We start from the raw sequence: 24,115 nt of genomic DNA, 5'->3' as shown, positions 1-24,115 counted from the left end.
CCTCACGCTACCTTCGGTCCGACACGGACGCCGTGGCATCTCGCGCGGGCGCCCGCGCGGCGCTACTGTCGCCCCGACAGCACTTCTACGACGGGTCCTACTTCTGGGCGGCGATCGTCACCGCGGTCCTGCTGTGGGCGGGGTTCACGGCATCCCGGTTCATCACGCATGACGCCTTCGAGGGGCGGCCGTCCTCGCTCACGGTGATGAACATCGGGCACGAGCTCGTCACGGTCCTCGTCATGGCCGTGATCATCGGCGTCTGGCCCCGGCGGGGACTGTCTGACGGCTCAGGCGGCGGAGTGCACGACCGCGGAGACCGCCGCGGTGAAGAAGCGCAGACCGTCGACGCCCGATCGCATGGCGGCGGGGGTGTCGGGACCGAAGCCCGGCTCGATCGCGTGCTCGGGGTGGGGCATGAGACCCACGACGTTGCCGCCCTCGTTCGTCAGGCCCGCGATGTCGTCGATCGACCCGTTCGGGTTGACGCCGGCGTAGCGGAACGCGACGAGGTTCTCGCCCTGGATCCGCTTGAGCGTCTCGTCGGAGGCGATGTAGCCGCCGTCGGCGTTCTTGAGCGGGATGACGATCTCCTGCCCGCGGCGGAACTCGTTCGTCCACGCGGTGTCGGCGTTCTCGACGACGAGCCGCTGGTCGCGGCGGATGAACTGCTGGTGGGCGTTGCGGATCAGTCCGCCCGGCAGCAGGTGCGCCTCGACGAGCATCTGGAAGCCGTTGCAGATGCCGAGGATGGGCATGCCCTTCGCCGCGGCATCCTTCACCTCGGACATGATCGGCGCGAGCGCGGCGATCGCGCCGGCGCGCAGGTAGTCGCCGTAGCTGAACCCGCCCGGCAGGACGAGGGCGTCGACGCCGTCGAGATCGTGCGAGCCGTGCCAGAGGGCGACGGGCTCGGCGCCGGCGAGACGCACGGCGCGGCGCGCGTCGCCGTCGTCGAGCGAGCCGGGGAAGGTGATGACCCCGACGCGGACGGTCACTCGACGACCTCGATGCCCACGACGTCCTCGATGACCGAGTTCGACAGGATCTCGTCGGCGATGGTCTTGACGGCGGCGAGGGTCTGCTCGTCGGCGCTGTCGACCGTGAGCTCGAACCGCTTGCCGATGCGGACGTCGCCGAATCCGGCGTGACCGAGGCGCTGCAGGGCGCCGGCGACGGCCTTCCCCTGCGGGTCCAGGAGCTCGGCCTTGGGCATGACGTCGACGACGATGGTGGGCATCAGAAAGCTCCGGGAAGTCGCGGGCAGGGTGCGCGACCAGTCTAGAGCCCGCGCCGCGCCGCCGTTGCGTTCCACCGCGGCCGTCCGTGACCAAACCGTGACTCCCGCCGTGGGAGCGCTCCCCTGACAGTCGTGGGAGCGATCCCATAACGTCTCCCACAACCCGATGAGAGCGCTCCCAAAGGCGGAGTACGGCACCTGGCTCTCGTCCACACCACAAAGGAGTGTCCTGTGAACTCACGCGTTCTGCGACGCGTCGGAATCATCGCCGGCGCGGCCGCATCGTCCGCTCTCGTCCTGGCCGGCTGCTCGGCCGGCGGTACCGGCGGCACCGGCAGCGGCGGTGGCGGCGACGACGTCACCCTCACCATCACGACCTTCGGCACCTTCGGCTACGAGGACCTCTACAAGGAGTACGAAGAGGCCAACCCGGGCGTGAAGATCGAAGCCACCAACATCGACACCGGCGGCAACGCGCGCACCGACCTCTTCACGAAGATCGGCGCCGGCGGGCTCTCCGACATCGTGGCGATCGAGGAGGGCTGGCTCGGCGCGATCATGGAGGAGGGCGTCGTCGAGAACTTCGCCGACCTGCGCGACTACGGCATCGAGGACCGCAAGGCCGACTGGGTCGATTGGAAGTACGAGACCGCCACGGCACCCGACGGTCGTGTCATCGGCTACGGCACCGACATCGGCCCGAGCGGCATCTGCTACAACGCCCCGGCGTTCGAGGCGGCCGGCCTGCCGACCGACCGCGAGAGTGTCGCCGAGCTGCTCGACGGCGACTGGGAGAACTACTTCGAGATCGGCCAGAAGTACGCCGACGACACCGGCAAGGGGTGGTACGACCACTCCGGCTTCGTCTGGAACGCCATGGTCAACCAGCTCGACGAGGGTTACTACACCGCCGACGGGACGCTCAACGTCGAAGGCAACGCCGAGCTCAAGCGGCGCTTCGAGCTCCTCGGCGCCGCCACCGAGGGTGGCCAGTCCGCCGCGCAGGCGGCGTGGGACTGGAACGGCAACAAGTCGTTCGTCGACGGGACGTTCGCGACCTTCGTCTGCCCGGGATGGATGCTGGGCATCGTCAAGGAGCGCGTCGAGAGCGCGGGCGGGGACGCCTCCACCGGGTGGGACTTCGCGGATGTCTTCCCCGGCGGCGCAGCCAACTGGGGCGGCGCGTGGCTGTCGGTCTCCGAGACCTCGGAGCACAAGGAAGCGGCGGCGAAGCTCGCCGACTGGCTGACGCAGCCCGAGCAGCAGGTCACGCAGTCGGCGGCTGCGGGCAACTTCCCGTCGACCATCGAGGCGCAGGAGAAGCTCGCGAGCGACGCGACGCCCAACGAGTTCTTCAACGACGCCCCGACCGGTGCGATCCTCGCTGAGCGTGCCAAGGGTGTCGTCGCCCAGTACAAGGGACCGGACGACTCGGTCATCCAGGAGAACGTCTTCGGGCCCGCGCTGAGCGCGCTGGACCGGGGCGAGGTCGACACCGCCGGCGCGTGGGACAAGGCCCTCGCGGAGCTGGCCAAGCAGGTCGAGTCCGACTAGGACCTCCCGCACGGGTCACCGGCATCGCCGGTGACCCGTGCACCATCCCGGCGCACACGAGAGGACACCATGACCACCACCGCTTCGCCGCCGCCTCGCGTGCGCCCGGAGGCCCCGACCGACGTCGCGGCTCGACCGCCGCGCCTCACCGCACGTCAGCGCCTGTCGCGGTTCGCGTATCGCGGTTCGCCGTACGCCTACATCGCCCCGTTCTTCCTCCTCTTCGCCCTCGTCGGTCTTTTCCCGCTGCTGTACACGGTCAACGTCTCGTTGTTCGACTGGGATCTGCTGAGCGGTCAGGACGAGTTCGTCGGCGCGGGCAACTTCGTGAGCGTGCTCCAGGACGACTCGTTCTGGAAGTCCATCGGCAACACCTTGAGCATCTTCCTGCTCTCGGCGATCCCGCAGCTCTCCGTGGCGCTCCTGGTGGCCTACCTCCTGGACCGCGGTCTGCGTGCGCCGACCTTCTGGCGGATGAGCGTCCTCATCCCCTTCGTGGTCACCCCCGTCGCCACCGCGTTGATCTTCTCCAGCGCCTTCAACGAGGCCGACGGCCTCGTCAACAACGTGCTGAACCTCGTCGGCATCCCCGACCAGGAGTGGAAGCACGACACGTTCCTCAGCCACATCGCGATCGCCACGATGGTCAACTTCCGGTGGACGGGATACAACGCCCTCATCCTCCTCGCGGCCATGCAGGCGGTGCCGCGCGACCTCTACGAGTCGGCCGCCATCGACGGTGCGGGACCCGCGCGCCGGTTCTTCTCGATCACGATCCCCTCGATCCGACCGACGCTCATCTTCGTCATCATCACCGCGACGATCGGCGGTCTGCAGATCTTCGCGGAGCCCCGGCTGTTCGACGTGTCGACCGCCGGCGGCACCGGCGGCAGCGACCGGCAGTTCCAGACGACGGTCCTCTACCTCTGGGAGCTGGCGTTCTTCCGCCGCGATCTCGGCGAAGGCTCGGCCGTCGCCATCCTCCTGTTCGTCCTCATCGTCGGGATCGGCCTCATCAACTTCCTCGTCTCGCGCGGCATCGCCGGCGGCGCGGAGCGTGCCGACCGCAAGGCGCGCCGCGCGCGTCGTCCCGACTCCACGAAAGGCACCCGATGACCACCGCGATCCCGGCACCGCTGCCCGTCCAGCAGGTCGACGTCGTCGAGCCCGAGCGTCCGCGCCGCGGCGGCCGTCGACGTCCCCGCGAGAGCGGGCCGGCCGGCATCGGCAGCCGCCCCGGCTTCCTGACCTACGGACTGCTGACCGCGTTCGTCATCGGCAGCGTCTACCCGATGTGGTGGTCGTTCGTCGTCGGCAGCGGCACCAACGCCACGCGGGCGGAGACTCTTCCGCTCATCCCGGGCGGCAACTTCCTGGCGAACGCCATGAAGGTCCTCGACGCCATCCCGTTCTGGGTCGCCCTGGGTAACTCGGTCCTCATCTCGTCGATCATCACGGTCTCGGTCGTGTCGTTCTCCACCCTCGCGGGCTACGCGTTCGCGAAGCTGCGGTTCAAGGGCCGCGACGGCCTCATGGTCTTCGTCGTCGCGACGATGGCGATCCCCACGCAGCTCGGCATCATCCCGCTGTTCATGCTGATGCGCGAGCTGGGCTGGACCGGCAGCATCGGGGCCGTCATCATCCCGACCCTCGTCACGGCGTTCGGTGTCTTCTTCATGCGGCAGTACCTCGTGGACGTCATCCCCGACGAGCTCATCGAGGCCGCCCGCGTCGACGGCGCGGGGCAGTTCCGCACCTTCCTCACGGTGGGTGTGCCGGCGGCGCGACCGGCCATGGCGATCCTCGGCCTGTTCACGTTCATGACGGCATGGACCGACTTCCTGTGGCCCCTGCTGGTGCTCAAGCCGCAGAGCCCGACGCTGCAGACGGCGCTCAGCCAGCTGCAGTCGGGCTACTACGTCGACTACTCGATCGTCCTGACGGGCGCGATCCTGGCGACGCTCCCGCTCCTGGTGCTCTTCGTGGTCGCGGGCAAGCAGCTCATCAGCGGCATCATGGCCGGCGCGGTCAAGGGCTGACGGTCATCCGGTGAACGTCCTCGCGCAGGAGTACTCTGCCCCCGTGCCCGCCACCCGCATCCGCCCCTTCCCGACCGGCTTCCTCTTCGGGGCGGCGACCGCCGCCTACCAGATCGAGGGCGCCGCCTTCGAGGACGGTCGCACCGCGTCGATCTGGGACGCCTTCAGCCGGGTGCCGGGGGCCGTCATCAACGCCGACAACGGCGACGTCGCGTGCGACCACTACCACCGCTACCGCGGCGACGTCGCGCTCATGAAGGAGCTGGGCCTCGACACCTACCGGTTCTCCACGTCGTGGTCGCGCGTGCGCCCCGACGGCGGCGCGGTGAACCCGAAGGGTATCGACTTCTACGAGCGTCTCGTCGACGAGCTGCTGGGTGCCGGCATCCGCCCCTGGCTCACGCTCTACCACTGGGACCTGCCGCAGGCGCTCGAGGAGCGGGGCGGGTGGACGGCGCGCGAGACCAGCGAGCGGTTCGCCGAGTACGCCCTGTCGGTCCACGACGCGCTCGGCGACCGCGTGACGGACTGGACGACGCTCAACGAGCCCTGGTGCTCGTCGTTCCTCGGCTACACCGGCGGCATCCACGCGCCCGGCCGGTTCAGCATCGCCGACGGGATGCTGGCCTCCCACCACCTGCTGCGCGGACACGGTCTCGTCGTCGAGGAGCTGCGCCGTCGCGACCCCGCGCTGAACCTCGGCATCACCCTGAACCTGACGGTCGCCGAGGCGGCGGACCCCGCCAGACCCGAGGACGTGGATGCCGCGCGCCGGATCGACGGGCAGTTCAACCGCTGGTTCCTCGACCCGATCTTCCGCGGCGGCTACCCGGAGGACATCGTCGCCGACATCCGCGCCGTCGACGCGGACGCGGTCGCGCGCTTCGAGGCGGCGGTGCTGCCCGGCGACCTCGACACCATCTCCCGGCGGCTCGACGTGCTGGGCGTCAACTACTACCACGGCGAGTTCGTCGGCGGCACGGCCCCCGCGGACCCGCCGCTGCCCGGCGATGCCCCGACCGACCGCGCGGTCGGGTCGCCGTGGCCGGCGGGCGACGGCATCCACTGGTACGAGCGCGGACTGCCGCGGACGGCGATGCACTGGGAGGTGCAACCCGAGGCGTTGACGGTGCTGCTCGAGCGGGTCTGGGACGAGTACGCGAAGGATGCCGGGACGGCGCTGTTCGTGACCGAGAACGGCGCGGCCTACGACGACGAGGCGGTCGTGGACGGCGGCACCGTGCGCGTGCACGATGCGGACCGGGTCGGGTTCCTGCGCGGCCACCTCGCCGCGATCCTGGATGCCGCCGACGCCGGCGTCGACGTCCGCGGCTACTTCTACTGGTCGCTCATGGACAACTTCGAGTGGGCGTGGGGCTACGACAAACGCTTCGGTCTCATCCGGGTCGATTACGCCACGCAGGAACGGACGTTCAAAGACAGCGCCCTGGAGTATCGTCGGGTCATCGCCGCCCGAGCGATGGAATGACTGCACTCCGCGAGGTGACCGTGTCCGATGTCCTCCACCCCCCGGTGACGATCGAAGAGGTCGCCTCGGCGGCGGGGGTGTCCCGCTCCACGGTCTCGCGCGTCGTGAACGGTTCGACGGCCGTCAGCCCCGCCGCGCTCGCCGCCGTCCGCCGCGCGATCGATGAGCTCAACTACGTGCCCAACCGGGCTGCGCGCTCGCTCGCCAGCCGCGCCACGATGGCCGTCGCGCTCGTCGTCCCCGAGGACACGACGCGGTTCTTCGGCGACCCGTTCTTCGCGGCGATCGTCAGCGGGATCAACAAGCGGATCTCGAAGTCGGAGTACGTCCTCAACCTGATCATCGCCAGCGACGATCCGAACGACAAAGCCACCGAGTACCTCCGCAGCGGAGCGGTCGACGGCGCGATCATCGTGTCGCACCACACGAGTGACGCGTTCATCGACCGCATCGCCGCCGCGATGCCCGTCGTGTTCGGCGGGCGACCCGTGCGCCAGCGCGAACGCGATTACTACGTCGACGTGGACAACGTCGAGGGCGGCCGTGTCGCGACGCAGCATCTTCTCGACCGGGGTCGGCGCAGGCTCGCCATGGTCACGGGCCCGACGACGATGCCGGGCGGCATCGACCGGCTGACCGGATTCCACGAGGCGCTGGACGCTGCGGGCCTGTCGCCCGTCGCGGTGGAAGACGGCGACTTCACCGCCGCGGGCGGCGCCGCCGCGGTCACGCGGATCCTCCGGTCGGGTGCCGAGTTCGACGGACTGTTCGTCGCGAGCGACCTGATGGCGGGAGCCGTCCTGACCGAGCTGACGCGCGCCGGCATCCGCGTCCCCGAGGACGTCGCGATCGTCGGCTACGACGATTCCCCTGTCGCCACGTCGGTCTCGCCCGCGTTGACGACGGTGCGTCAGCCGTCGCTCGAGCAGGGCGAGGTGATGGCGGACATCCTCCTCACCCTCTTGTCGGGCGGATACCCGCCGCGCGAGAGCCTGCTCGACACGCAGCTGATCGTCCGCGAGTCCGCCTGACGCGGCTCACGCGACGGCGGTCGCGTGCAGCGTGTTGCGCCACGGGTCGGTGAAGGTCACCGTCCGACCGTCGTCGGCCACCTGCACGCCGTGGTGCCGCAGGCGTTCGCTCAGTTCGCCGAGACCGTCGCGGTCGGGCAGGGCGAGGTCGACGCGGCCGAGGCCGAGCGCGGGCATGCGCGGCCCCGCGCCGCGCGAGTTCCAGACGTTCATCGCCATGTGGTGGTGGTAGCCGCCCGCACTCACGAACAGGGCGGAACCGCTGAGCTCCGCAGTGACATCGAACCCGAGCGTGTCGACGTAGAAGGAGCGGGCGGTCTCGACATCCCCCACCGACAGGTGGACGTGACCGACGGATGCCGCCTCGTCGGCGGTCGCGCCCGCTGCGGCGGCGTCGGTCAGGTGCTCGCGGATGAAGGCGTTCGGGTCGAGGAAGAGCGTCGCCATCTCCACCCGTCCGTGCGTCCACGACCAGGCGCTCCGGTCGCGGTCCCAGTAGAGCTCGATGCCGTTGCCCTCGGGGTCGGTGGCGTAGAAGGCCTGGCTCACGAGGTGGTCGGCGCTGCCCGTGAAGGTCTGGGGCGCATGGCGTGCGAGGGAGTACAGGGCCGCCGCGAGCGCCGTCTGCGATTCGAAGAGGATCGCGGTGTGGAACAGTCCCGCGGAACCTGCGGGGGCGTGGCGCAGCGACGGTTCGGCTCGGAGCACGACGATCGGGCGGTTCGCACGACCGAGCGTCACCGTGTCGCCCTCCGCGTCGAGCACCTGCAGTGTGATGACGTCGCGGTAGAACCGGGTCATCCCGTCGAGGTCTGCGACCAGGAGCGTGACCGCACCCATCGACGTGTCGGGCGCGAGACGGTCCGGCGTAGGCGTATTCACATGAATCGGTAACGCCGCCGCTTCCCGTTTGTTCCCGCGGCGCCGGAACTCAGTCCGGGTCGCCGCCCAGCTGACCGATCGGGACGATCGGGCCCCCGTCATCCGCCCCCGTCTTGCGCGCCCGGGCGATGGCGTTGCCGCCGTGGTAGATCGCGAGCGCGGCGAGGGTGCCGAGGACGATGCCGCCGAACTGCAGCTGGCCGAGGTCCATCGTGAAGTTCGCGATCGCGATGACGAAGGCGACCGCGACCGTGTACTGGTTGACCGGGCGGGAGAAGTCGACCTGGTTGTCGACCCAGATCTTGATGCCGATGACGCCGATGAGGCCGTAGAGGGCGGTCGTCACGCCGCCGATCACGCCGCTCGGGATCGTGAAGAGCACGGCGCCCACGACGGGTGAGAACGACAGCAGCACCGCGATGATGCCCGCCACCCAGTACGCGGCCGTGGAGTAGATGCGGGTGGCCGCCATGACGCCGATGTTCTCGCCGTAGGTCGTCGTGCCCGAGCCGCCGAACGCGCCGGCGAGGGTCGTTGCGAGTCCGTCGGCGACGAGGGCGCGACCGGTCCGCGTGTTGACGGTGGGGTCGCCGGTCATGGTCGCGACGCCGCGGACGTGTCCGACGTTCTCGGCCACGAGCACCAGCACCACCGGCAGGAACATCGGGAGCAGGCCCCACGCGATCGGGTCGCCGAAGGACGGCAGGTGGAAGGCGGGCAACCCGAACCACGCGCGGTCCTCGATGAGCTTCGCCACACCGGTGAAGTCGACGCGGCCCATGATCAGCGCCGCGATGTAGCCGACGACGACACCGAGGAAGATCGAGACGCGCCCGAGGATGCCGCGGAACAGCACCGCGAACAGGATGCACGCGACGAGCGTGATCGTCGCGAGCACGGCGTCGGTCGTGAAGTTGTTCCAGGCGGCGGGTGCCAGGTTCAGGCCGATGAGCGCGACGATCGCTCCCGACACGACCGGCGGCATGAGCTTCTCGAGCCAGCGCGTCCCCGTCGCCTGCACGAGGAAGCCGATGCCGGCGAGCAGGAGGCCGGCGACGAACACGCCGACGAGCGCCTGCCCGATCTGCTCGGGGCTGTCGAGCGGCTTGCCCTCGCCCGGCCCGAAGGCGGTGATCGGCGCGATGAACGCGAACGACGACCCGAGGTAGCTGGGGAGGCGGTTGCGGGTGAGGAGCAGGAAGAGGAGGGTGCCGAGGCCCGAGAAGAGCAGCGTCGTGCTGACGGGGAACCCGGTGAGCAGGGGCACGAGGAAGGTGGCGCCGAACATCGCGACGACGTGCTGGGCGCCGATGGCGATCGTGCTGCCCCAGCCGAGGCGCTCGCGGGGGGTGACGACGGCACCGGGGGCGACGCGACGGCCGTCGCCGTGGAGGGTCCAGATGGGCATGCGCGTACTCCTCGGGTGATGGGGGGATGCCTGGCGTCAGGCTACCTGGGAGTCGGCTGAGTGCGTGGGAGCGACGCCGTCAGGACGTGAGGCGTTCGAGCAGCTCGCGGTACTTCGCCGCCGTCTGGGCGACGATCTCGTCGGGGACGACGGGCGGCGTGCCCTGCATGTCCCAATGCGCCGCCAGCCAGTCGCGCACGATCTGCTTGTCGAAGCTCGCCATGCGCGCGGCGGGGGTCTCGGCGGTGCGCCAGGTCTCGGCATCCCAATACCGCGACGAGTCGCTCGTGAGCACCTCGTCGGCGAGGGTGAGGACGCCGTCGGCGTCGAGGCCGAACTCGAACTTCGTGTCGGCGAGGATCAGCCCCTTCGCCTCGGCGAGGGCGGCGGCGCGGCGGTAGATCTCGAGCGACGCGTCGCGCAGCTCCGCCGCGCGCTCCGGTCCGACGAGCTCGACGGTGCGCTCGAAGGAGATGTTCTCGTCGTGCTCGCCGAGCGGGGCCTTGTAGGCGGGGGTGAAGATCGGTTCCGGCAGGCGGTCGCCGTTGCCGAGGCCGGTGGGGAGGGGGATGCCGCAGACCGTGCCGTCCGCCTGGTACTCGACCCATCCCGAGCCGGTCAGGTAGCCGCGGACGACGCACTCGACCGGCAGCATGTCGAGCGAACGGACGACCATGCCGCGCCCGTCGGTCGCGGCCGGCGGCGTCTGGCCGGGGAGGAGGTGGTTGGCGATCGCGCGGCCGCCGTCGGCACCGGCGAGTTGCTCGAACCACCACAGCGACAGCGAGGTGAGGAGGGCGCCCTTGCCGGGGATCGCCGGCTCGAGCACGTGGTCGAACGCGCTGACACGGTCGCTGGCGACCACGAGCAGTCGGCCGTCATCGGCGCCGTCGGAGGGCCGGTAGAGGTCGCGGACCTTGCCCGAGTACACGTGGGTCCATCCGGGCAGGGGGGTCGCGGCATCCGTCACCAGCCCATTATGTCGGGCGCGCGGAGCGCGTACCGTGGCGGGATGCGTCGCCCCCTGCTCGCCCTGACCGCCCTCGCGGTGTCGTTCGGACTGAGCGGCTGCGTCTCGACCGCCGCGGTCGATGACGACGCGCCGACGCCGTCGTCGTCCCCGACCAGGTCGGCCGAGGCCGCGCCGACCCCGACCCCCACTTCGATGCCCGAACCCGAGGAATCGGTGGACCCCTCGTACGCCGTCCCTGAGCAGGACCCGCTCGAGGCCTCGCGCCTGGTATTCGAGAGAGATGCCGTCGGCGTCGACCCCGTGACGGTCGTGAGCGTCTCGAGCAGTGCGGTCAGGGACCAGGACTACGTGCTCGACTTCGACTGCGTCCCGCGGGACGCCACCATCACGCTGTCCCTGTCGCCGGCCGTGGGCGAGGACGACCCTCCCGTGAACTTCTCCGGGCCGATCGCTCTCACGCAGGGGTGCAGCGCGCCGGGACGGGCGACCGGCATCCGCGTCGACCGGATGGTCGGCGTGCAGATCTCGCTGATGGGCGGCGAGGTGTCGCGCGCATGGGCGGTGCTGCGTCCCGACCAGTGATCCCGGCGTCGCCGGACCGGCGTATAGTCCACATGGACTAATTCACCGGGAGCTCCATGGCGCACGGGACGGGCGCGCTCACGCCGACCGCCGTCATGCTCCTCGCGCTGCTGCACGAGGACGACATGCACGCGTACGAGATGGTGCGCCTGCTGCGCGAGCGCCGCGCCGACCGGCTGATCGCCCTCACCCACGGCACGATCTACCACACGGTGGCCCGCCTCGAACGGCAGGGTCGCATCGTCGAGGTCGGCAGCGACCGCGACGGCAACCGTCCCGAGCGCACGACGTACGCGTTGACGGATGCCGGTGGTGCCGACCTCCTCGCCTGGATCCGCCGCGAGCTCGTGTCGGTCGACGACCCGGGCCGCTTCCGGATCGCCCTGACCGAAGCGCACAACCTGCCCCGCGACGAGGTGCTCGCGCTCCTCTCCCAGCGTCGGGAGCTGCTCGCGGCATCCCGGGACGCCCATCGGAGCGCCCGCGATCGCGCGATCGCGCACGGATCGCACCCCCAGTTCCTCATCGAGGTGCACCGCCAGGCGGCGCTCCTCGACGCCGACATCACCTGGCTCGACGAAGCGGTCGAGTTCATCCGTCGTCCCGACACCGTCTGGGGTGTCGTCGACATCCCCGCCACCGACCGCTATCTGGCACAGAGAGAAGCCGCACGCGCATGAGCGAGAGCACGTCCACCGTCCGCGCCCCGGGCGCGCCCGCCGCCCCCACGAACCCCTGGCCCGCGCTCTGGGCGCTCGTCATCGGGTTCTTCATGATCCTCGTCGACACGACGATCGTCTCGGTCGCGAACCCCGCCATCAAGGCGGCCCTCGACCCGACCACGAGCAACCTCGACAACGTCGTGTGGGTCACGTCCGCCTACCTGCTGACCTACGCCGTGCCGCTGCTGGTCACCGGCCGTCTCGGCGACCGGTTCGGCCCCAAGAACATGTACCTGATCGGCCTCGCGATCTTCACTCTCGCGTCGCTCGCGTGCGGACTGTCGGGCTCGCTCATGGCCCTGATCATCGCGCGAGCCGCGCAGGGCCTCGGCGCCGCGTTGATGACGCCGCAGACGATGGCGGTCATCACCCGGACCTTCCCCGCCGAGCGCCGCGGCGCCGCCATGGGCCTGTGGGGCGCGACCGCCGGTGTCGCCACCCTCGTCGGTCCGCTCGCGGGCGGCCTGCTCGTCGACGGCTTCGGGTGGGAGTGGATCTTCTTCGTGAACATCCCGGTGGGTGTCGTCGCCTTCGTGCTCGCGTGGCGGCTCGTGCCGCAGCTCGAGACGCACCCGCACCGGTTCGACGTCCTCGGCGTCGTTCTGAGCGCGGTCGCGCTCTTCCTCATCGTCTTCGGCCTGCAGGAGGGCGAGCACTACGACTGGGCCGCGTGGGTGTGGGCGATGATCGCCGCCGGCGTCGTCGTCCTCGCGGTCTTCATCTGGACGCAGGGCCGCACGACGAGCGAGCCGCTCGTGCCGCTCCAGCTCTTCCGCGACCGCAATTTCGCGATCTCCAACCTCGCGATCGCCGCCGTCGGGTTCACCGTGACGAGCATGGCGCTGCCGATGGCGTTCTTCACCCAGCTCGCCCGCGGGCTGACGCCGACCGAGTCGGCACTGCTCCTCATTCCGATGGCGGTGCTCTCGGGTGTGCTCGCCCCCTTCGCGGGCCGCATCCTCGACCGCGTCGACCCCCGCGTGCTGCTGGTCCCCGGACTGACGCTGATGGCTGCGGGGCTCGTCGGGTACTCCCTGCTCATGAACACCGAGGCGCCGATCCTGCTGCTGCTGATCCCGTCGGCGGTCATCGGTGTCGCCAACGCGGGTATGTGGGGACCGCTCGCGACGACCGCCACGCGCAACCTGCCGCCGCAGCAGGCGGGTGCCGGGTCCGGCATCTACAACACGACCCGGACGATCGGGTCGGTCATCGGTTCCGCGGCCATCGCCTCCGTCATGCAGTCGCGCCTCGAGGCGAACCTGCCGGGTGCCGGTGAGGCGACGGGCGGGGACTTCGGCGGCGGTGGCGGGATGCCTCCCGTCGTCGCCGAGGGGTTCTCCGCCGCGATGGCTCAGGCGATGCTCCTGCCCGCTGCCGTGATCGCGCTCGGCGTCGTGCTCGTGCTGTTCCTGCGCCGCCCCGCGCACCTCGCGCAGCGCTGAGCGCAGCGCTCGGTGGCGCCTGCGGGGCTCAGCCCGCGGCGCGGGCGGCGATGTCGCGGCGGTAGTGCCCGCCCTCGAGGGTGATGCGCTCGAGGGCGGTGTACGCCCGCTCGCGCGCGTCGGCGAGGTCGGCGCCCACCGCGACGACGTTGAGCACGCGCCCGCCGGTGGCGACGAGCGCACCGTCGGCGGTGGCGGTCGCGGCATGGGCCAGGTGCACGCCGTCGACGGACACCGCGGCATCCGTCCCCTCGATCGCGCGGCCGGTCTGCGGCGCCTCCGGGTAGCCCTCACTCGCGAGGACGACGGTGACGGCGGCCTCGGGGGAGAACTCGGGGGCCGGCTCGGACTCGAGCGTGCCGCTCGCCGCCGCCAGGAGCAGGCGTGACAGCGGGCTGCGCAGACGCGCCAGGACGACCTGCGTCTCGGGGTCGCCGAAGCGGGCGTTGAACTCGATCACCTTGACGCCGGACTCGGTGAGGATGAGGCCCGCGTAGAGCAGCCCGATGAACGGGGTGCCCTCGGCATCCAGCTGCCGGATGACGGGCTCGGCCACCTCGGCGGTCACCTGCGCGACGAACGCGTCTTCGCCGCCGAAGCGCTCGCCGAGCCAGGGGAGCGGCGAGTAGGCGCCCATCCCGCCCGTGTTCGGGCCCTCGTCGCCGTCGTACGCGCGCTTGAAGTCCTGCGCAGGGCTGAGCGCCCGCACGCTGTCGCCGTCGGAGACGAAGAAGAGCGAGACCTCGGGGCCGGCGAGGAAGTCCTCCACCAGGACGGGACCGCTCGGCAAGTAGGTGTCGGCGTGCGCGAGCGCCGCGTCGCGGTCGGACGTGACGATCACGCCCTTGCCGGCGGCGAGACCGTCGGCCTTCACGACGTGGGGGGCGCCGAACTCGTCGATCGCCGCGGCGACCTCGTCGCGGGTGTGCGCGCGCGCCGCGCGACCGGTCGGGACGCCCGCGGCATCCATGATCCGCTTCGCGAACGCCTTCGAGCCCTCGAGCTGCGCGGCGGCCTTGCCGGGACCGAAGACGGGAATGCCGCGCTCACGCAGCGCGTCGGCGACGCCGGCGACGAGGGGGGCTTCGGGGCCGATGACGACGAGGTCGATCGCCGCCTCGTTCGCGTAGCCGGTGACGGCCGCGGGGTCGTTCTGATCGAGCCCGGGGACGATCCTCGCGTCGGCGGCGATGCCGGCGTTGCCGGGGGCCGCGAAGATCTCGTGCCCGGCGCCTTCGGCGGCGAGGGCGAGGATGATGGCGTGCTCGCGCGCGCCCGAGCCGAGGACCAGGATCTTCACCCCGCCAGCCTACCGACCGGCCTGCGCGCGTTACGGTGGCTGCCATGGCCCGCACGATCAGCACCGGCGACGGACGCGACGCCCTCGCGGCCGTCGCCGCCGGCACCCCGACGCGTCCCGAGACGGCGACGGCGGTCCGCTACCTGCTGCAGCTGCTGGTCGAGAAGGCGCCGGGCAACTCCGTCGAGGTGCGCGTGCCGCCCTTCGGCGCGGTGCAGGTCGTCGAGGGACCGCGTCACACGCGCGGCACCCCGCCGAACGTGATCGAGACGGATGCCGCGACCTGGATCGCTCTCGCGACCGGACAGGTCGCCTGGGCCGACGCCGTCACGGCCGGCACCGTCCGGGCGTCGGGCGTCCGGGCGAACCTCGACGGGCTGCTGCCGCTCCGGCCCTGACCGACCGCCGGTACCATCGCCTGCGGAGAGGATCCCCATGCAGGCACGGCACCCCCGGAGCGTCACACGTCCCCTCGTCGTCGGGTTGATCGGTGCGGCCGCGGTCGTCCTCGTTCCCACGGCACCCGCGAACGCCGCGGCGCCCACGTGCGTCGTCTCCGCGGCGACGGCCGTCTGGGATTCCGGCGCCGATGAGCTGCGGACCGACGGTGCGATCTCGGCGGAGGGCGGCATCCTCACGTTCGACGGCGGCGCCGGCGTGCTCGAGCCGGTCCGCCCCTCCGGCAGCCTCAGCTTCGACGGGACCGTCGCCTACACGAGCGCCGCGGGCGTCGAGACGACGCTGTCCGCCCCGACCCTCGTGATCGACGGCGGCTCGGGCACCCTCTTGTTCGACGTGCAGCCCGAGGGGACGGAACTGATCCCCCAAGCGGCGCTCGCCGAGGTCGACCTCCGCGCCGTCGCCGTCTCGGAATCGGGCGACACCATGAACCTCGACGGCGTCGACGCGCAGACCGACGCGACCGCCGACGGTTCCGACCTGCTCTGGGCGGGCACCCTCGGGGACCTCGATCTCACCGTGACCGCGGACTGCACCACGATCGCCGACACCGCGGTCGTCGAGGAGGAGGAGCAGGATGCCGCGGCCCCCGGCATCCTCGTCCCGCTCATCGTCGTCGGGATCGCCACGGCCGTGACGGTCGTCCTCGCCGTCGGATCGGTCCAGCGGCGCAAGCGCAACAGTGCCCGCGCCGCCCAGCCGGAGACCGTCGGCGACCCGCTCCCCTGAGACGGGGGTGGACAATGGAAGCATGGCCGAGCACTCCGAAACGCACGTCGAGTCCGCCGAGCTGCGGCGCACCCCGCGGTTCGCGGCCTTCTTCGCCGTCGGGGCGGCCCTCGGCATCCTCGTCGCCCTCATCCTGACGTTCGCGTTCGGCGACGGAGCGATAAGCGAGAGCACGGGAGCGCGCTACTCGCAGAGCCAGGTGTTCGGCTTCCTGCTGCTGTGGTGCGTGCCCGCCGGGATCGCGGTCGGCGCGGTCGTCGCGCTCGTCTTCGACCGGGTGCTCGGCAAGAAGCACCGCACCGTGCGCATCGAGCGCGAGCGCGTCGAGGGCTCCGAGGACTGAGCCCGCCTCAGGCGAGCTCGGCGATGATCGGCTGGATCGCCGGATCGAACGCCGCGACGTCGCCGCGCAGGCCGTCGGTGACGGCGATCGTCAGTGAGCCGATCCACCAGACGCCGCGCTGCGTGAGCGGCAGCACCTGCACGTTCAGCTCGAACGAGTGCGCCCGGCGGCCGACGCGGCGCTCGTGCTCGGCGATCGCGCTCGCGTAGGCCCGGTAGCTGCTCGCCGATGCGGCCCGCGCCTGCATCGTGTAGCGATCGGCGGCCCACCGCGCGAAGGCGACGGCATCGTCGGCGAGCGGCGCCATGGCGGCGCGCAGCTCGTCGAAACCGTCGACGGGGAGCACGGCGAGCGTCTCGTAACCGTCGACGAGATCGAGAGGCACGGGAGAGGGGTGCGCCTGCGGTTCGACCGCCATCGCCCAGTACGCGAGCCACTGCCGCTGCAGCAGGCGGGCGTCGTCGTCATCGCCGGCGGGCGGTGCCGCGGGGGCTCCCCGCAGGTGGGGCAGCTCTTCGGGGGCACGGATGCCGAGTGCCTGGCGCACGAACAAGGCGACGAGCACCGTCGTACTCGCGTCCTCCCGCACCACCCATTCGGGCCGCTCAGCCCCGCTCATGGCGCCATCCTATGGCTCGCCTGTGGTCCCCGTCCGCTCCGCGTCGCCTCCGCGGCGGAAGCAGGCGGCGTCCGGGGGCCGGTAGGCTGTGCGGGTGGCCTCGACTCCCACCGATCCCTACTCCGCTGCCGGCGTCGACACCGCGGCGGGGGACCTCGCCGTCGAGTTGATGAAATCGGCCGTCCGTCGCACCCAGGGCCCCGAAGTCCTCGGCGGCGTCGGCGGTTTCGCCGGCCTCTTCGACGCCTCGGCCCTCCTCGGGTACACGAAGCCCCTGCTCGCGACCTCGACGGACGGCGTCGGCACGAAGGTCGCCATCGCGCAGGCCCTCGACAAGCACGACACGATCGGCCAGGACCTCGTCGGCATGGTCGTCGACGACATCGTCGTGGTCGGCGCGAAGCCGCTCTTCATGACGGACTACATCGCGACGGGCAAGGTCTTCCCCGAGCGCATCGCCGACATCGTCCGCGGGATCGCCGACGGCTGCGCCGCGACCGGCACGGCGCTCGTCGGCGGCGAGACGGCCGAGCACCCGGGCCTGCTCGGCGTCAACGACTACGACGTCGCGGGAGCGGCGACGGGAGTGGTCGAAGCGGATGCCGTCCTCGGCGCCGACCGGGTGCGTTCGGGCGACGTCGTGCTGGCGCTGGCCTCGAGCGGTCCCCACTCCAACGGCTACTCGCTGATCCGCCACATCATCGCGAACGCCGGCATCGGGTACGGCGACAACGCCGCCGACTTCGGTCGCACGTGGGGCGAGGAGCTCCTCGAGCCGACGCGCCTCTACACGTCGCCGCTGCTGCGCGCGATCGACGCGCACCCGGGCGCCCTCCACTCCCTCAGCCACGTCACCGGCGGCGGCATCGCGGCCAACCTCGCCCGCGTGCTGCCCGTCGGCACGTGGGTCGACGTGGACCGCGCCACGTGGTCGCCCCCGCCCGTGTTCCGCGTCCTCGCCGACATCGGCGGGCTGTCGCTCGAGCAGACCGAGGGCACCTGGAACCTCGGCATCGGCTTCCTCGCCGTCGTGTCGGCCGAGGCCGCCGACGCCGCGGCATCCACCCTCTCCGCGGAGGGCATCCACACCTGGCAGGTCGGGACGGTGTCGGATGCGGCACTGCCGGCCGGCGACTACGAGCAGGGCGCGAAGGGCGTCGACGGCGGCGCGGTCCGTCTCGTCGGCTCTTACGCAGAAACGGACTGAGCTACACCCATGTGCGGAATCGTCGGCGTCGTCGGACAGGGACCCGCCAACCAGGAGGTCTACGACGCACTGCTGCTGCTGCAGCACCGCGGACAGGACTCGACCGGCATCGCGACAGCGGAGTCGAGTGGCGTCTTCCACATCGCGAAGAACCGCGGGATGGTGCGCGAGGCGTTCCGCACCCGTGACATGCGCTCGCTCCTCGGTACGATCGGCCTCGGTCACGTGCGGTACGCGACGAAGGGGACCGCCTCGAACGAGGAGGAGGCGCAGCCGTTCTACGTGAACGCCCCGTACGGCATCGTCCTCGTCCACAACGGCAACCTCACGAACACGCGCGAGCTCACCGAGGAGCTCTTCCGCACCGACCGCCGGCACCTCAACACGAGCTCCGACACCGAGCTGCTCGTCAATGTCCTCGCGAACGAGCTGCAGGCCGTCATCTCGGGGCTCGAGCTCGACCACGAGCAGATCTTCGAGGCCGTCACGCGCGTGCACCAGCGCGTCGAGGGCTCGTACGCCGCCATCGCCCTGATCGCCGGGTACGGTCTGCTCGCCTTCCGCGACCCGTTCGGCATCCGTCCGCTGATCCTCGGCACCCGCCGGGCCGAGAACGGCCGGTACGAGTGGACCGTGGCCTCCGAGTCGCTCGTCCTCGAGAACGGCGGCTTCGAGGTCGTCCGCGACGTCGAGCCCGGCGAGGCGGTCTTCATCGATCTCGACGGCAACCTCTTCACGAAGCAGTGCGCGCCGAACCCCAAGCTCGTGCCCTGCTCCTTCGAGTACGTCTACCTCGCCCGTCCCGACTCGGTCATGAACGGCATCTCGGTCTACGAGGCCCGCCTCCGCATGGGCGAGCGCCTCGCCGACACGATCGCGAAGTACACCCCCGAGGGCTCGATCGACGTCGTCATGCCGATCCCGGACTCCTCGCGTCCCGCCGCGATGCAGGTCGCGCGCAAGCTCGGCATCGAGTACCGCGAGGGCTTCTACAAGAACCGCTACATCGGCCGGACGTTCATCATGCCGGGCCAGGCGATCCGCAAGAAGAGCGTGCGCCAGAAGCTCAACGCGATGTCGACCGAGTTCAGGGGCAAGAACGTCCTCCTCATCGACGACTCCATCGTGCGGGGCACCACCTCGCGCGAGATCATCCAGATGGCACGGGATGCCGGGGCCACCTCGGTGACCTTCGCCTCGGCCGCCCCGCCCATCCGCTTCCCCCACGTGTACGGCATCAACATGCCGTCGCGTCACGAGCTCGTCGCATACAACCGGACCATCCCCGAGATCGCCGAGGAGCTCGGCTGCGACTACCTCGTGTACCAGGAGATCGACGACCTGAAGGCCGCGATCCTCGAGGGTGCGCCCGACGTCGAGGACCTCGACATGAGCTGCTTCGACGGTCGCTACGTCACCGGCACGGTGAGCGACGAGTACCTCGCCTGGGTCGAGGGCACCCAGGAGTCCTGAGCCGCCTAGGCTGAATCGGTGACGTCCCCCGATCCCCTCGCCGTGCGTCGGGGTCGGATCCTCGCCCTCGTCGGCATCGTCCTGCTCGCGTTCTCGCTGCGCTCGGCGGTCGCGTCGCTCTCGCCGCTGTTCGATGCGATCGGCGAGGACTTCGTCCTTCCCGCCGCGGTGCTCGGCCTGATCGGGACCGTGCCGCCGCTGTGCTTCGCGGTGTTCGGCCTCCTCGCCTCGGGGTTCGAGCGTCGCTTCGGGCTCGAGCGGACCACGCTCGTCGCACTCGGCGCCGTCGCCCTCGGCTTGGTGGCACGCGCGGCAGCCGGCGACGCGTACGGGCTGCTGCTCGGCTCGGCGCTCGTGTTCGCCGGGGTCGGGGTCGGCAACGTGCTCCTGCCCGCGCTGGTCAAGAAGTACTTTCCCGACCGCATCGGCCTGATGACCACGGTCTACTCGACGATGATGGCGATCTCGACCTTCGTGCCTCCGCTGGTCGCGGTGCCCGTGGCGGATGCCGCGGGGTGGCGCACGTCGCTGGGGCTCTGGGCGGTCTTCGCCCTGGCCGGGCTCGCCCCCTGGATCGTGCTCGCGCTGCGCGCCCGCCGCGCCGCCCTCGCCGAGGTGGACCTCGAACCCGTGAGCACACGGGTGTTCGGGCGGATGTGGCGGTTGCCCACCGCCTGGGCCCTCGCCGTCACCTTCTTCGTCTCGAGCGCCGTCGCCTACACGTCGTTCGCGTGGCTGCCGAAGATCCTCGTCGACACGGCGGGCGTGACGCCGCAGGTCGCCGGCACGCTGCTGTCGCTCTTCGCGCTGATCGGACTGCCCGCGTCGCTCGTCGTGCCGGTGCTCGTCGCCCGGCGGGGCGTCGTGCTGCCGTTGTTCATCGTCGCCTCGGCCTCGGGGGTGCTCGGCGCCGGCGGACTGCTGGTGGCCCCGGCATCCGCCCCCTGGCTCTGGGTCGCGCTGCTCGGCATCCTGCCGCTGCTGTTCCCGCTCGTCCTGACGTCCGTCGGGCTGCGCACGCGCACGCACGACGCGACGGTCGCGCTGAGCTCGTTCGCGCAGAGCCTCGGTTACGGCGTGACGATGCTGATGCCGACCGGGGTCGGCCTCATCCACGATGCGACGGGGTCGTGGACGGTGCCGCTGGTCATACTCCTCGCGATCTCACTGCTCGCCGTGCCGGCGGGCGTCGTGATCGCGCGACGGAAGACGGTCGAACAGGAGTGGGAACAGCGCCACGGTTCGTGGTGAGCGGACGAGCGAGAGGTCAGGCCTTCTCGAAGGATGCCGGGGCCGCGGCCGACGGGTCTTCTTCGTCGTCCTCGTCGGCGTACTGGTCGGCCCACTTGTCCTCGTACTGCTCGTCACCGGGCGCGCCGAGCTCACGCTCGAGCGCGTTGATGTTCAAGCTGTACGTGTCGTACTTCAGCTCACGGGCGATCTTGGTGTTCTTCGCCTTTTGACGGCCACGCCCCATGCGTAACCCCCTCATTTCACGAGTGCGGGCTTGGTCCGGCAGCCCGACGAGTCACAGTCCGGCAGTGGCCGGGAAGAGTAGCATTCAGGGTACCACGGAGCGTTCCCACCGCCCTCGCGGCGGGGATCCAGGAAGGGTGATCCGACATGTCCGATGCCGTATCGCAGCCGCAGACCCGCCGTCCGCATCGCCCCGTGATCGCGGGGATTGTGCCCGGGCAGCCGGCCCGCGTCCTCCGCGAAGCCGCGCAGTACGCCCGGCTCCACGGCGCCGCCCTGCTGATCGCCCACGTCGACATCACCCGGTTCGTCTCCTACGAGGATCCCGACGGCTACGTCCACACGGCGCCGATCAACCTCGACGCGATCCCGAGCGAGGCGCTCGAGGCCCAGCTGCGCGACCAGGCCACCGCGGCGCTGTCGGGCATCGACGTCGCGTGGTCGCTCGAGATGCTGGCGGGCGACCCGGCGCTGGCGATGAAGGACCTCGCCGAGCGCACCGAGGCGCGTCTCATCGTCGTCGGCACGCGCAAGCGCGGCATCGGTGACTCGATCCGGGAGTTCTTCACGGGGTCGGTCGCGGCACGCCTCGCGCATCGGCAGCCGCGCCCCGTCCTCGTCGTCCCCCTGGGGGAGCCCGTGAAGGACGACGAGGACCCGTGGCGCGACCGGCAGGACTGGCCCGAGGAGCTCTGGCCCGGCAGCTGAGTCAGCTGCGCATCGCGCGCCGGACGGCCTCTGCCGTCTCGTCGAGCGCGGTCTTCAGGTCGTCGACGACGGATGCCGCGAGGTCGCCGCCGCGGGCGACGTGACCGCGCAGGTCGGCTCGCAGACCGGCCCGGAACTCGGCCAGCAGCTCGTCCGCGCGTCGCGCCTGTTCGCGCGAGGCGGCCCGGGGATCGGGAGCCGTCGAGGCAGCCTCCCGGCGGGGAGCAGCGGATGCCGCGGCCAGGTCGGCCCGCAGGCTGCGCATGGCCTCTTGCACGCCCGCGCGCACCTCGTCGGCGATGAGACGGACGCTGTCCGCGAGGCCGGCCTCGATGCCCGCGAGGTCGCCCGAGCGCGACGCCACTTCGGCGCGACCGGCATCCGTGATCTCGTAGACGGTCTTGCGGCCGTCGACGGTCTTGGTGACGAGACCCTCCTCCTCGAGCTTCGAGAGACGGGGGTAGATCGTGCCGGCGCTGGGGGTGTACGTGCCGCCGGTGCGGTCGGACAGCGCCTGCATGAGGTCGTACCCGTGGCGCGGCGCCTCGTCGAGCAGGCTCAGCAGGTAGAGGCGCAGGTCGCCGTGGGAGAAGACGGGGGGCATGTCAGTACTCCTCTGCCGCGGGGGTCGGGTCGGTGATCGCCGAGGCGACGCGTCGGATGACGGAGACGTCGCCCGAGACGGTGTTGGCGCGGACCTCCGCGAACGAGCCGCTGAGCTCGCCCACCGATCCGGAGTAGGTCGAGCCGATCCCGCTCTGGGATCGGTCGATGCCGTCGACGTTCAGCTTCCCGCTGACCGTGCGCAGGGTGTACTTCGCCGCCACGGCCTCGTCGAGGCGCAGGGTCGCGGCGCCGCTGACCGTGTTGAACGAGACGTTCTGGGTGGGTCCGGCCGAGTCGATGAGGACGGCGCCGCTGACGGTGTCGGCGTACGCGGTGCGGATCGTGCCGGCCGCGGTGATCGCGCCCGAGACCGCGTTGGCGTTGAGCGTGCCGGTGAGGTCGCGCATCTGCACGTCGCCCGAGACCGAGTTCACCGTCACGTCGCCGGTCAGGCCGTCGACGATGATGTCACCCGACACGGTGTTGAGCTTCGCGTCGGTGACGAGCCCCGTCACGAGCGCGCTCGCGCTGACGACGCCGAGGGTGAGGGCGATCTCGCGCGGAACCGCGATGCTCACCTCCGCCTGCGGTCCGCCGCTGCCGAAGTTGCGGAACGACGACAGGAAGTTGTCCCAGCGCAGCTGTGCGTGATCGATCTCCACTGCACCGTCACGAGCTTCGATGCGCAGTTCCTTCTGCGTGACGGAGTGCACCTCGATGCGGACGCCGGGCTCGTCGTGGGCGACGACGTCGATCTGTCCGCCGACGAGTCCCACCTTGAGTCGACGGATGCCGTCGAGGTCGATGACGCGGGTCTCCCCGGGCTGGACCAGCCACTTCTCGAGAGTCATGTTGTCTCCTGCGGTCGATCGCGAATCAAGATATATCGCGTTGCAGGTACGGTAACACGATATATCTCGAATTGTCGAGACCTATGTGCAACGAGCGCTTGACCTTGACGCTGCGTCAAGTTCTAGCGTGGTCGTCATGACGCGTGAATGGTCGATCCAGGGACTCGCCCGCCTGGCGGGGACGACGAGCCGCACCCTGCGCCACTACGGCCAGGTCGGACTCCTGTCGCCGACGCGGACGGGCACCGGGGGGTACCGGTTCTACGACGCCGCCGCCCTGCGCCGCCTGCAGCACATCCTGCTGCTGCGCGAGCTCGGACTGGGTCTGCCCCGCATCGCAGAGGTCCTCGCCGAGGACGTCGACGAGACCGCGGCGCTGGCCACCCACCTGGGCTGGCTCGAGACCGAACGCGCGCGCATCGACCGGCAGATCGCCGCCGTCGCATCGACCCTCGACGCAAGGAGAAGAGGAGAGGAACCCATGGCCGAGAACATGTTCGACGGCTTCGACCACACCGTGCACCGCGAGGAGGTGACCGAGCGCTGGGGCGCCGACGCGTACGCGCGCTCCGACGCCTGGTGGCGCGGGATGTCGGCCGACGAGAAGAAGGGCTGGATGGAGCGCAGCGCGCAGCTGACCTCCAACTGGAGCGACGCGGCGGGCCGCGGCATCCGTCCCGATTCCGACGAGGCGCAGGAGCTCGCCGCGCGGCACATCGCGTGGCTCGAGAGCATCCCCGGAACGCCCGCCGCCGACGGCGGCGACCTCCGCGGATACGTGCTCGGCCTCGCCGACATGTATGTGGCCGACGACCGCTTCGGTGCGAATTACGGCGGGACGGCGGGCGCGACGTTCGTCCGGGACGCGCTGCGCCACCACCTCGACCGGTCGTGAGCGGACGTGACGAGGCCCCCTCGACCGAGATCGGGAGGGGGCCTCGATGCGCTCGTGGGGGCGAGCGCCGCTGACGCGCCTGGG

26 protein-coding genes and 1 pseudogene are annotated in these 24,115 nt (G+C 70.9%); 17 read left to right on the top strand and 10 right to left on the bottom strand.

The features are described from left to right. Positions 1–80: 80 nt before the first annotated feature. A pseudogene (locus AB0P29_RS08365) lies at positions 81–269 on the top strand (DUF1761 domain-containing protein); the annotation flags it as partial. 21 nt (positions 270–290) lie between these two features. On the opposite strand, the gene purQ reads toward AB0P29_RS08365, so the two are convergent. Beyond that, positions 291–998, bottom strand: a complete 708-nt coding sequence (gene purQ, locus AB0P29_RS08360) for a phosphoribosylformylglycinamidine synthase subunit PurQ (RefSeq protein ID WP_359918997.1) — start codon at positions 996–998, stop codon at positions 291–293. Next, positions 995–1,240: a phosphoribosylformylglycinamidine synthase subunit PurS gene (gene purS, locus AB0P29_RS08355; protein ID WP_064003491.1), complete on the bottom strand. Its 246-nt coding sequence runs from the start codon at positions 1,238–1,240 to the stop codon at positions 995–997. The genes purQ and purS overlap by 4 nt, the downstream gene beginning before the upstream one ends. Positions 1,241–1,471: 231 nt before the next feature. Here purS and AB0P29_RS08350 point away from each other — a divergent pair, with 231 nt between their 5' ends. From AB0P29_RS08350 to AB0P29_RS08330, 5 genes are all read left to right on the top strand, one after another. Then, positions 1,472–2,794, top strand: coding sequence for an extracellular solute-binding protein (locus AB0P29_RS08350; protein ID WP_363379378.1), 1,323 nt, complete (start codon positions 1,472–1,474; stop codon positions 2,792–2,794). A gap of 69 nt (positions 2,795–2,863) precedes the next feature. Beyond that, on the top strand, positions 2,864–3,910 hold the full coding sequence (locus AB0P29_RS08345; RefSeq protein WP_363379377.1) for a sugar ABC transporter permease: 1,047 nt from the start codon (positions 2,864–2,866) through the stop codon (positions 3,908–3,910). Then, positions 3,907–4,833, top strand: a complete 927-nt coding sequence (locus tag AB0P29_RS08340; protein ID WP_064003494.1) for a carbohydrate ABC transporter permease — start codon at positions 3,907–3,909, stop codon at positions 4,831–4,833. Before AB0P29_RS08345 ends, AB0P29_RS08340 begins: the two co-directional genes overlap by 4 nt. Positions 4,834–4,876: 43 nt before the next feature. Next, a complete protein-coding gene (locus tag AB0P29_RS08335) occupies positions 4,877–6,322 on the top strand; it encodes a GH1 family beta-glucosidase (RefSeq protein WP_363379376.1) in 1,446 nt (481 codons plus the stop codon). Next, positions 6,319–7,353: a LacI family DNA-binding transcriptional regulator gene (locus AB0P29_RS08330; RefSeq protein ID WP_363379375.1), complete on the top strand. Its 1,035-nt coding sequence runs from the start codon at positions 6,319–6,321 to the stop codon at positions 7,351–7,353. The genes AB0P29_RS08335 and AB0P29_RS08330 overlap by 4 nt, the downstream gene beginning before the upstream one ends. A gap of 6 nt (positions 7,354–7,359) precedes the next feature. Here AB0P29_RS08330 and AB0P29_RS08325 read toward each other — a convergent pair whose 3' ends face one another. The 3 genes from AB0P29_RS08325 to AB0P29_RS08315 form a co-directional block, all read right to left on the bottom strand. Then, positions 7,360–8,235 (bottom strand): VOC family protein, encoded by an 876-nt coding sequence (locus tag AB0P29_RS08325; protein WP_363379374.1) that lies wholly within the window; start codon positions 8,233–8,235, stop codon positions 7,360–7,362. A gap of 49 nt (positions 8,236–8,284) precedes the next feature. Then, on the bottom strand, positions 8,285–9,643 hold the full coding sequence (locus tag AB0P29_RS08320) for a solute carrier family 23 protein (RefSeq protein WP_311860762.1): 1,359 nt from the start codon (positions 9,641–9,643) through the stop codon (positions 8,285–8,287). 79 nt (positions 9,644–9,722) lie between these two features. Continuing rightward, a complete protein-coding gene (locus tag AB0P29_RS08315) occupies positions 9,723–10,613 on the bottom strand; it encodes a phosphoribosylaminoimidazolesuccinocarboxamide synthase (RefSeq protein ID WP_363379373.1) in 891 nt (296 codons plus the stop codon). Between the two features lie 42 nt (positions 10,614–10,655). Between AB0P29_RS08315 and AB0P29_RS08310 the strand changes: the two genes are divergently transcribed. From AB0P29_RS08310 to AB0P29_RS08300, 3 genes are read left to right on the top strand one after another with little or no spacing between them, the layout of a single operon-like run. Then, positions 10,656–11,198, top strand: a complete 543-nt coding sequence (locus AB0P29_RS08310; protein WP_363379372.1) for a hypothetical protein — start codon at positions 10,656–10,658, stop codon at positions 11,196–11,198. A 56-nt stretch (positions 11,199–11,254) separates the two neighbouring features. Beyond that, on the top strand, positions 11,255–11,878 hold the full coding sequence (locus AB0P29_RS08305; RefSeq protein WP_363379371.1) for a helix-turn-helix transcriptional regulator: 624 nt from the start codon (positions 11,255–11,257) through the stop codon (positions 11,876–11,878). Continuing rightward, a complete protein-coding gene (locus AB0P29_RS08300; RefSeq protein ID WP_363379370.1) occupies positions 11,875–13,365 on the top strand; it encodes a DHA2 family efflux MFS transporter permease subunit in 1,491 nt (496 codons plus the stop codon). The genes AB0P29_RS08305 and AB0P29_RS08300 overlap by 4 nt, the downstream gene beginning before the upstream one ends. 28 nt (positions 13,366–13,393) lie before the next feature. Here AB0P29_RS08300 and purD read toward each other — a convergent pair whose 3' ends face one another. Continuing rightward, complete coding sequence (purD, locus tag AB0P29_RS08295) at positions 13,394–14,665, bottom strand: phosphoribosylamine--glycine ligase (protein WP_363379369.1); 1,272 nt, start codon at positions 14,663–14,665, stop codon at positions 13,394–13,396. Between the two features lie 44 nt (positions 14,666–14,709). On the opposite strand from purD, the gene AB0P29_RS08290 reads away from it, so the two are divergent. From AB0P29_RS08290 to AB0P29_RS08280, 3 genes are read left to right on the top strand one after another with little or no spacing between them, the layout of a single operon-like run. Then, positions 14,710–15,063, top strand: a complete 354-nt coding sequence (locus AB0P29_RS08290) for a sterol carrier family protein (protein ID WP_311286540.1) — start codon at positions 14,710–14,712, stop codon at positions 15,061–15,063. Positions 15,064–15,100: 37 nt separating this feature from the next. Further along, a complete protein-coding gene (locus tag AB0P29_RS08285; protein WP_363379368.1) occupies positions 15,101–15,853 on the top strand; it encodes an HtaA domain-containing protein in 753 nt (250 codons plus the stop codon). A gap of 22 nt (positions 15,854–15,875) precedes the next feature. Beyond that, positions 15,876–16,196 carry a hypothetical protein gene (locus AB0P29_RS08280; RefSeq protein ID WP_064003507.1) on the top strand — a complete coding sequence of 107 codons (321 nt, stop codon included), beginning with the start codon at positions 15,876–15,878 and terminating at the stop codon, positions 16,194–16,196. Between the two features lie 7 nt (positions 16,197–16,203). On the opposite strand, the gene AB0P29_RS08275 is transcribed toward AB0P29_RS08280, so the two are convergent. Beyond that, positions 16,204–16,815, bottom strand: a complete 612-nt coding sequence (locus tag AB0P29_RS08275) for a zinc-binding alcohol dehydrogenase (RefSeq protein ID WP_363379367.1) — start codon at positions 16,813–16,815, stop codon at positions 16,204–16,206. 88 nt (positions 16,816–16,903) lie between these two features. On the opposite strand from AB0P29_RS08275, the gene purM reads away from it, so the two are divergent. The 3 genes from purM to AB0P29_RS08260 are packed head-to-tail and all read left to right on the top strand — an operon-like array spanning position 16,904 to position 20,746. Next, the gene (gene purM, locus AB0P29_RS08270; RefSeq protein WP_311286536.1) at positions 16,904–18,022 is read left to right on the top strand and encodes a phosphoribosylformylglycinamidine cyclo-ligase; all 1,119 of its coding nucleotides are present in this window, start codon (positions 16,904–16,906) and stop codon (positions 18,020–18,022) included. 9 nt (positions 18,023–18,031) lie between these two features. Further along, positions 18,032–19,495: an amidophosphoribosyltransferase gene (gene purF, locus AB0P29_RS08265; RefSeq protein ID WP_217529089.1), complete on the top strand. Its 1,464-nt coding sequence runs from the start codon at positions 18,032–18,034 to the stop codon at positions 19,493–19,495. A gap of 18 nt (positions 19,496–19,513) precedes the next feature. Further along, positions 19,514–20,746 carry an MFS transporter gene (locus tag AB0P29_RS08260; protein ID WP_363379366.1) on the top strand — a complete coding sequence of 411 codons (1,233 nt, stop codon included), beginning with the start codon at positions 19,514–19,516 and terminating at the stop codon, positions 20,744–20,746. Positions 20,747–20,762: 16 nt separating this feature from the next. Here AB0P29_RS08260 and AB0P29_RS08255 read toward each other — a convergent pair whose 3' ends face one another. Further along, complete coding sequence (locus AB0P29_RS08255) at positions 20,763–20,972, bottom strand: DUF3073 family protein (protein WP_064003512.1); 210 nt, start codon at positions 20,970–20,972, stop codon at positions 20,763–20,765. A 146-nt stretch (positions 20,973–21,118) separates the two neighbouring features. On the opposite strand from AB0P29_RS08255, the gene AB0P29_RS08250 reads away from it, so the two are divergent. Further along, complete coding sequence (locus tag AB0P29_RS08250; RefSeq protein WP_217529093.1) at positions 21,119–21,679, top strand: universal stress protein; 561 nt, start codon at positions 21,119–21,121, stop codon at positions 21,677–21,679. Between the two features lies 1 nt (position 21,680). Here AB0P29_RS08250 and AB0P29_RS08245 read toward each other — a convergent pair whose 3' ends face one another. Then, entirely contained in the window at positions 21,681–22,283 is a 603-nt protein-coding gene (locus AB0P29_RS08245) for a PadR family transcriptional regulator (RefSeq protein ID WP_363379365.1), read from the bottom strand. Position 22,284: 1 nt separating this feature from the next. Continuing rightward, complete coding sequence (locus AB0P29_RS08240; RefSeq protein WP_363379364.1) at positions 22,285–23,136, bottom strand: DUF4097 family beta strand repeat-containing protein; 852 nt, start codon at positions 23,134–23,136, stop codon at positions 22,285–22,287. Between the two features lie 136 nt (positions 23,137–23,272). Here AB0P29_RS08240 and AB0P29_RS08235 point away from each other — a divergent pair, with 136 nt between their 5' ends. Then, entirely contained in the window at positions 23,273–24,031 is a 759-nt protein-coding gene (locus tag AB0P29_RS08235) for a MerR family transcriptional regulator (protein ID WP_363379363.1), read from the top strand. The last annotated feature ends 84 nt before the right edge of the window (positions 24,032–24,115 follow it).

Origin of the sequence: Microbacterium sp. NPDC080220, assembly GCF_040686395.1 — a bacterium.
Lineage (GTDB): Bacteria > Actinomycetota > Actinomycetes > Actinomycetales > Microbacteriaceae > Microbacterium > Microbacterium gawkjiense.
Note: the sequence above shows the minus strand (reverse complement) of the source record. Positions and strands in the feature narration are given on the sequence as shown.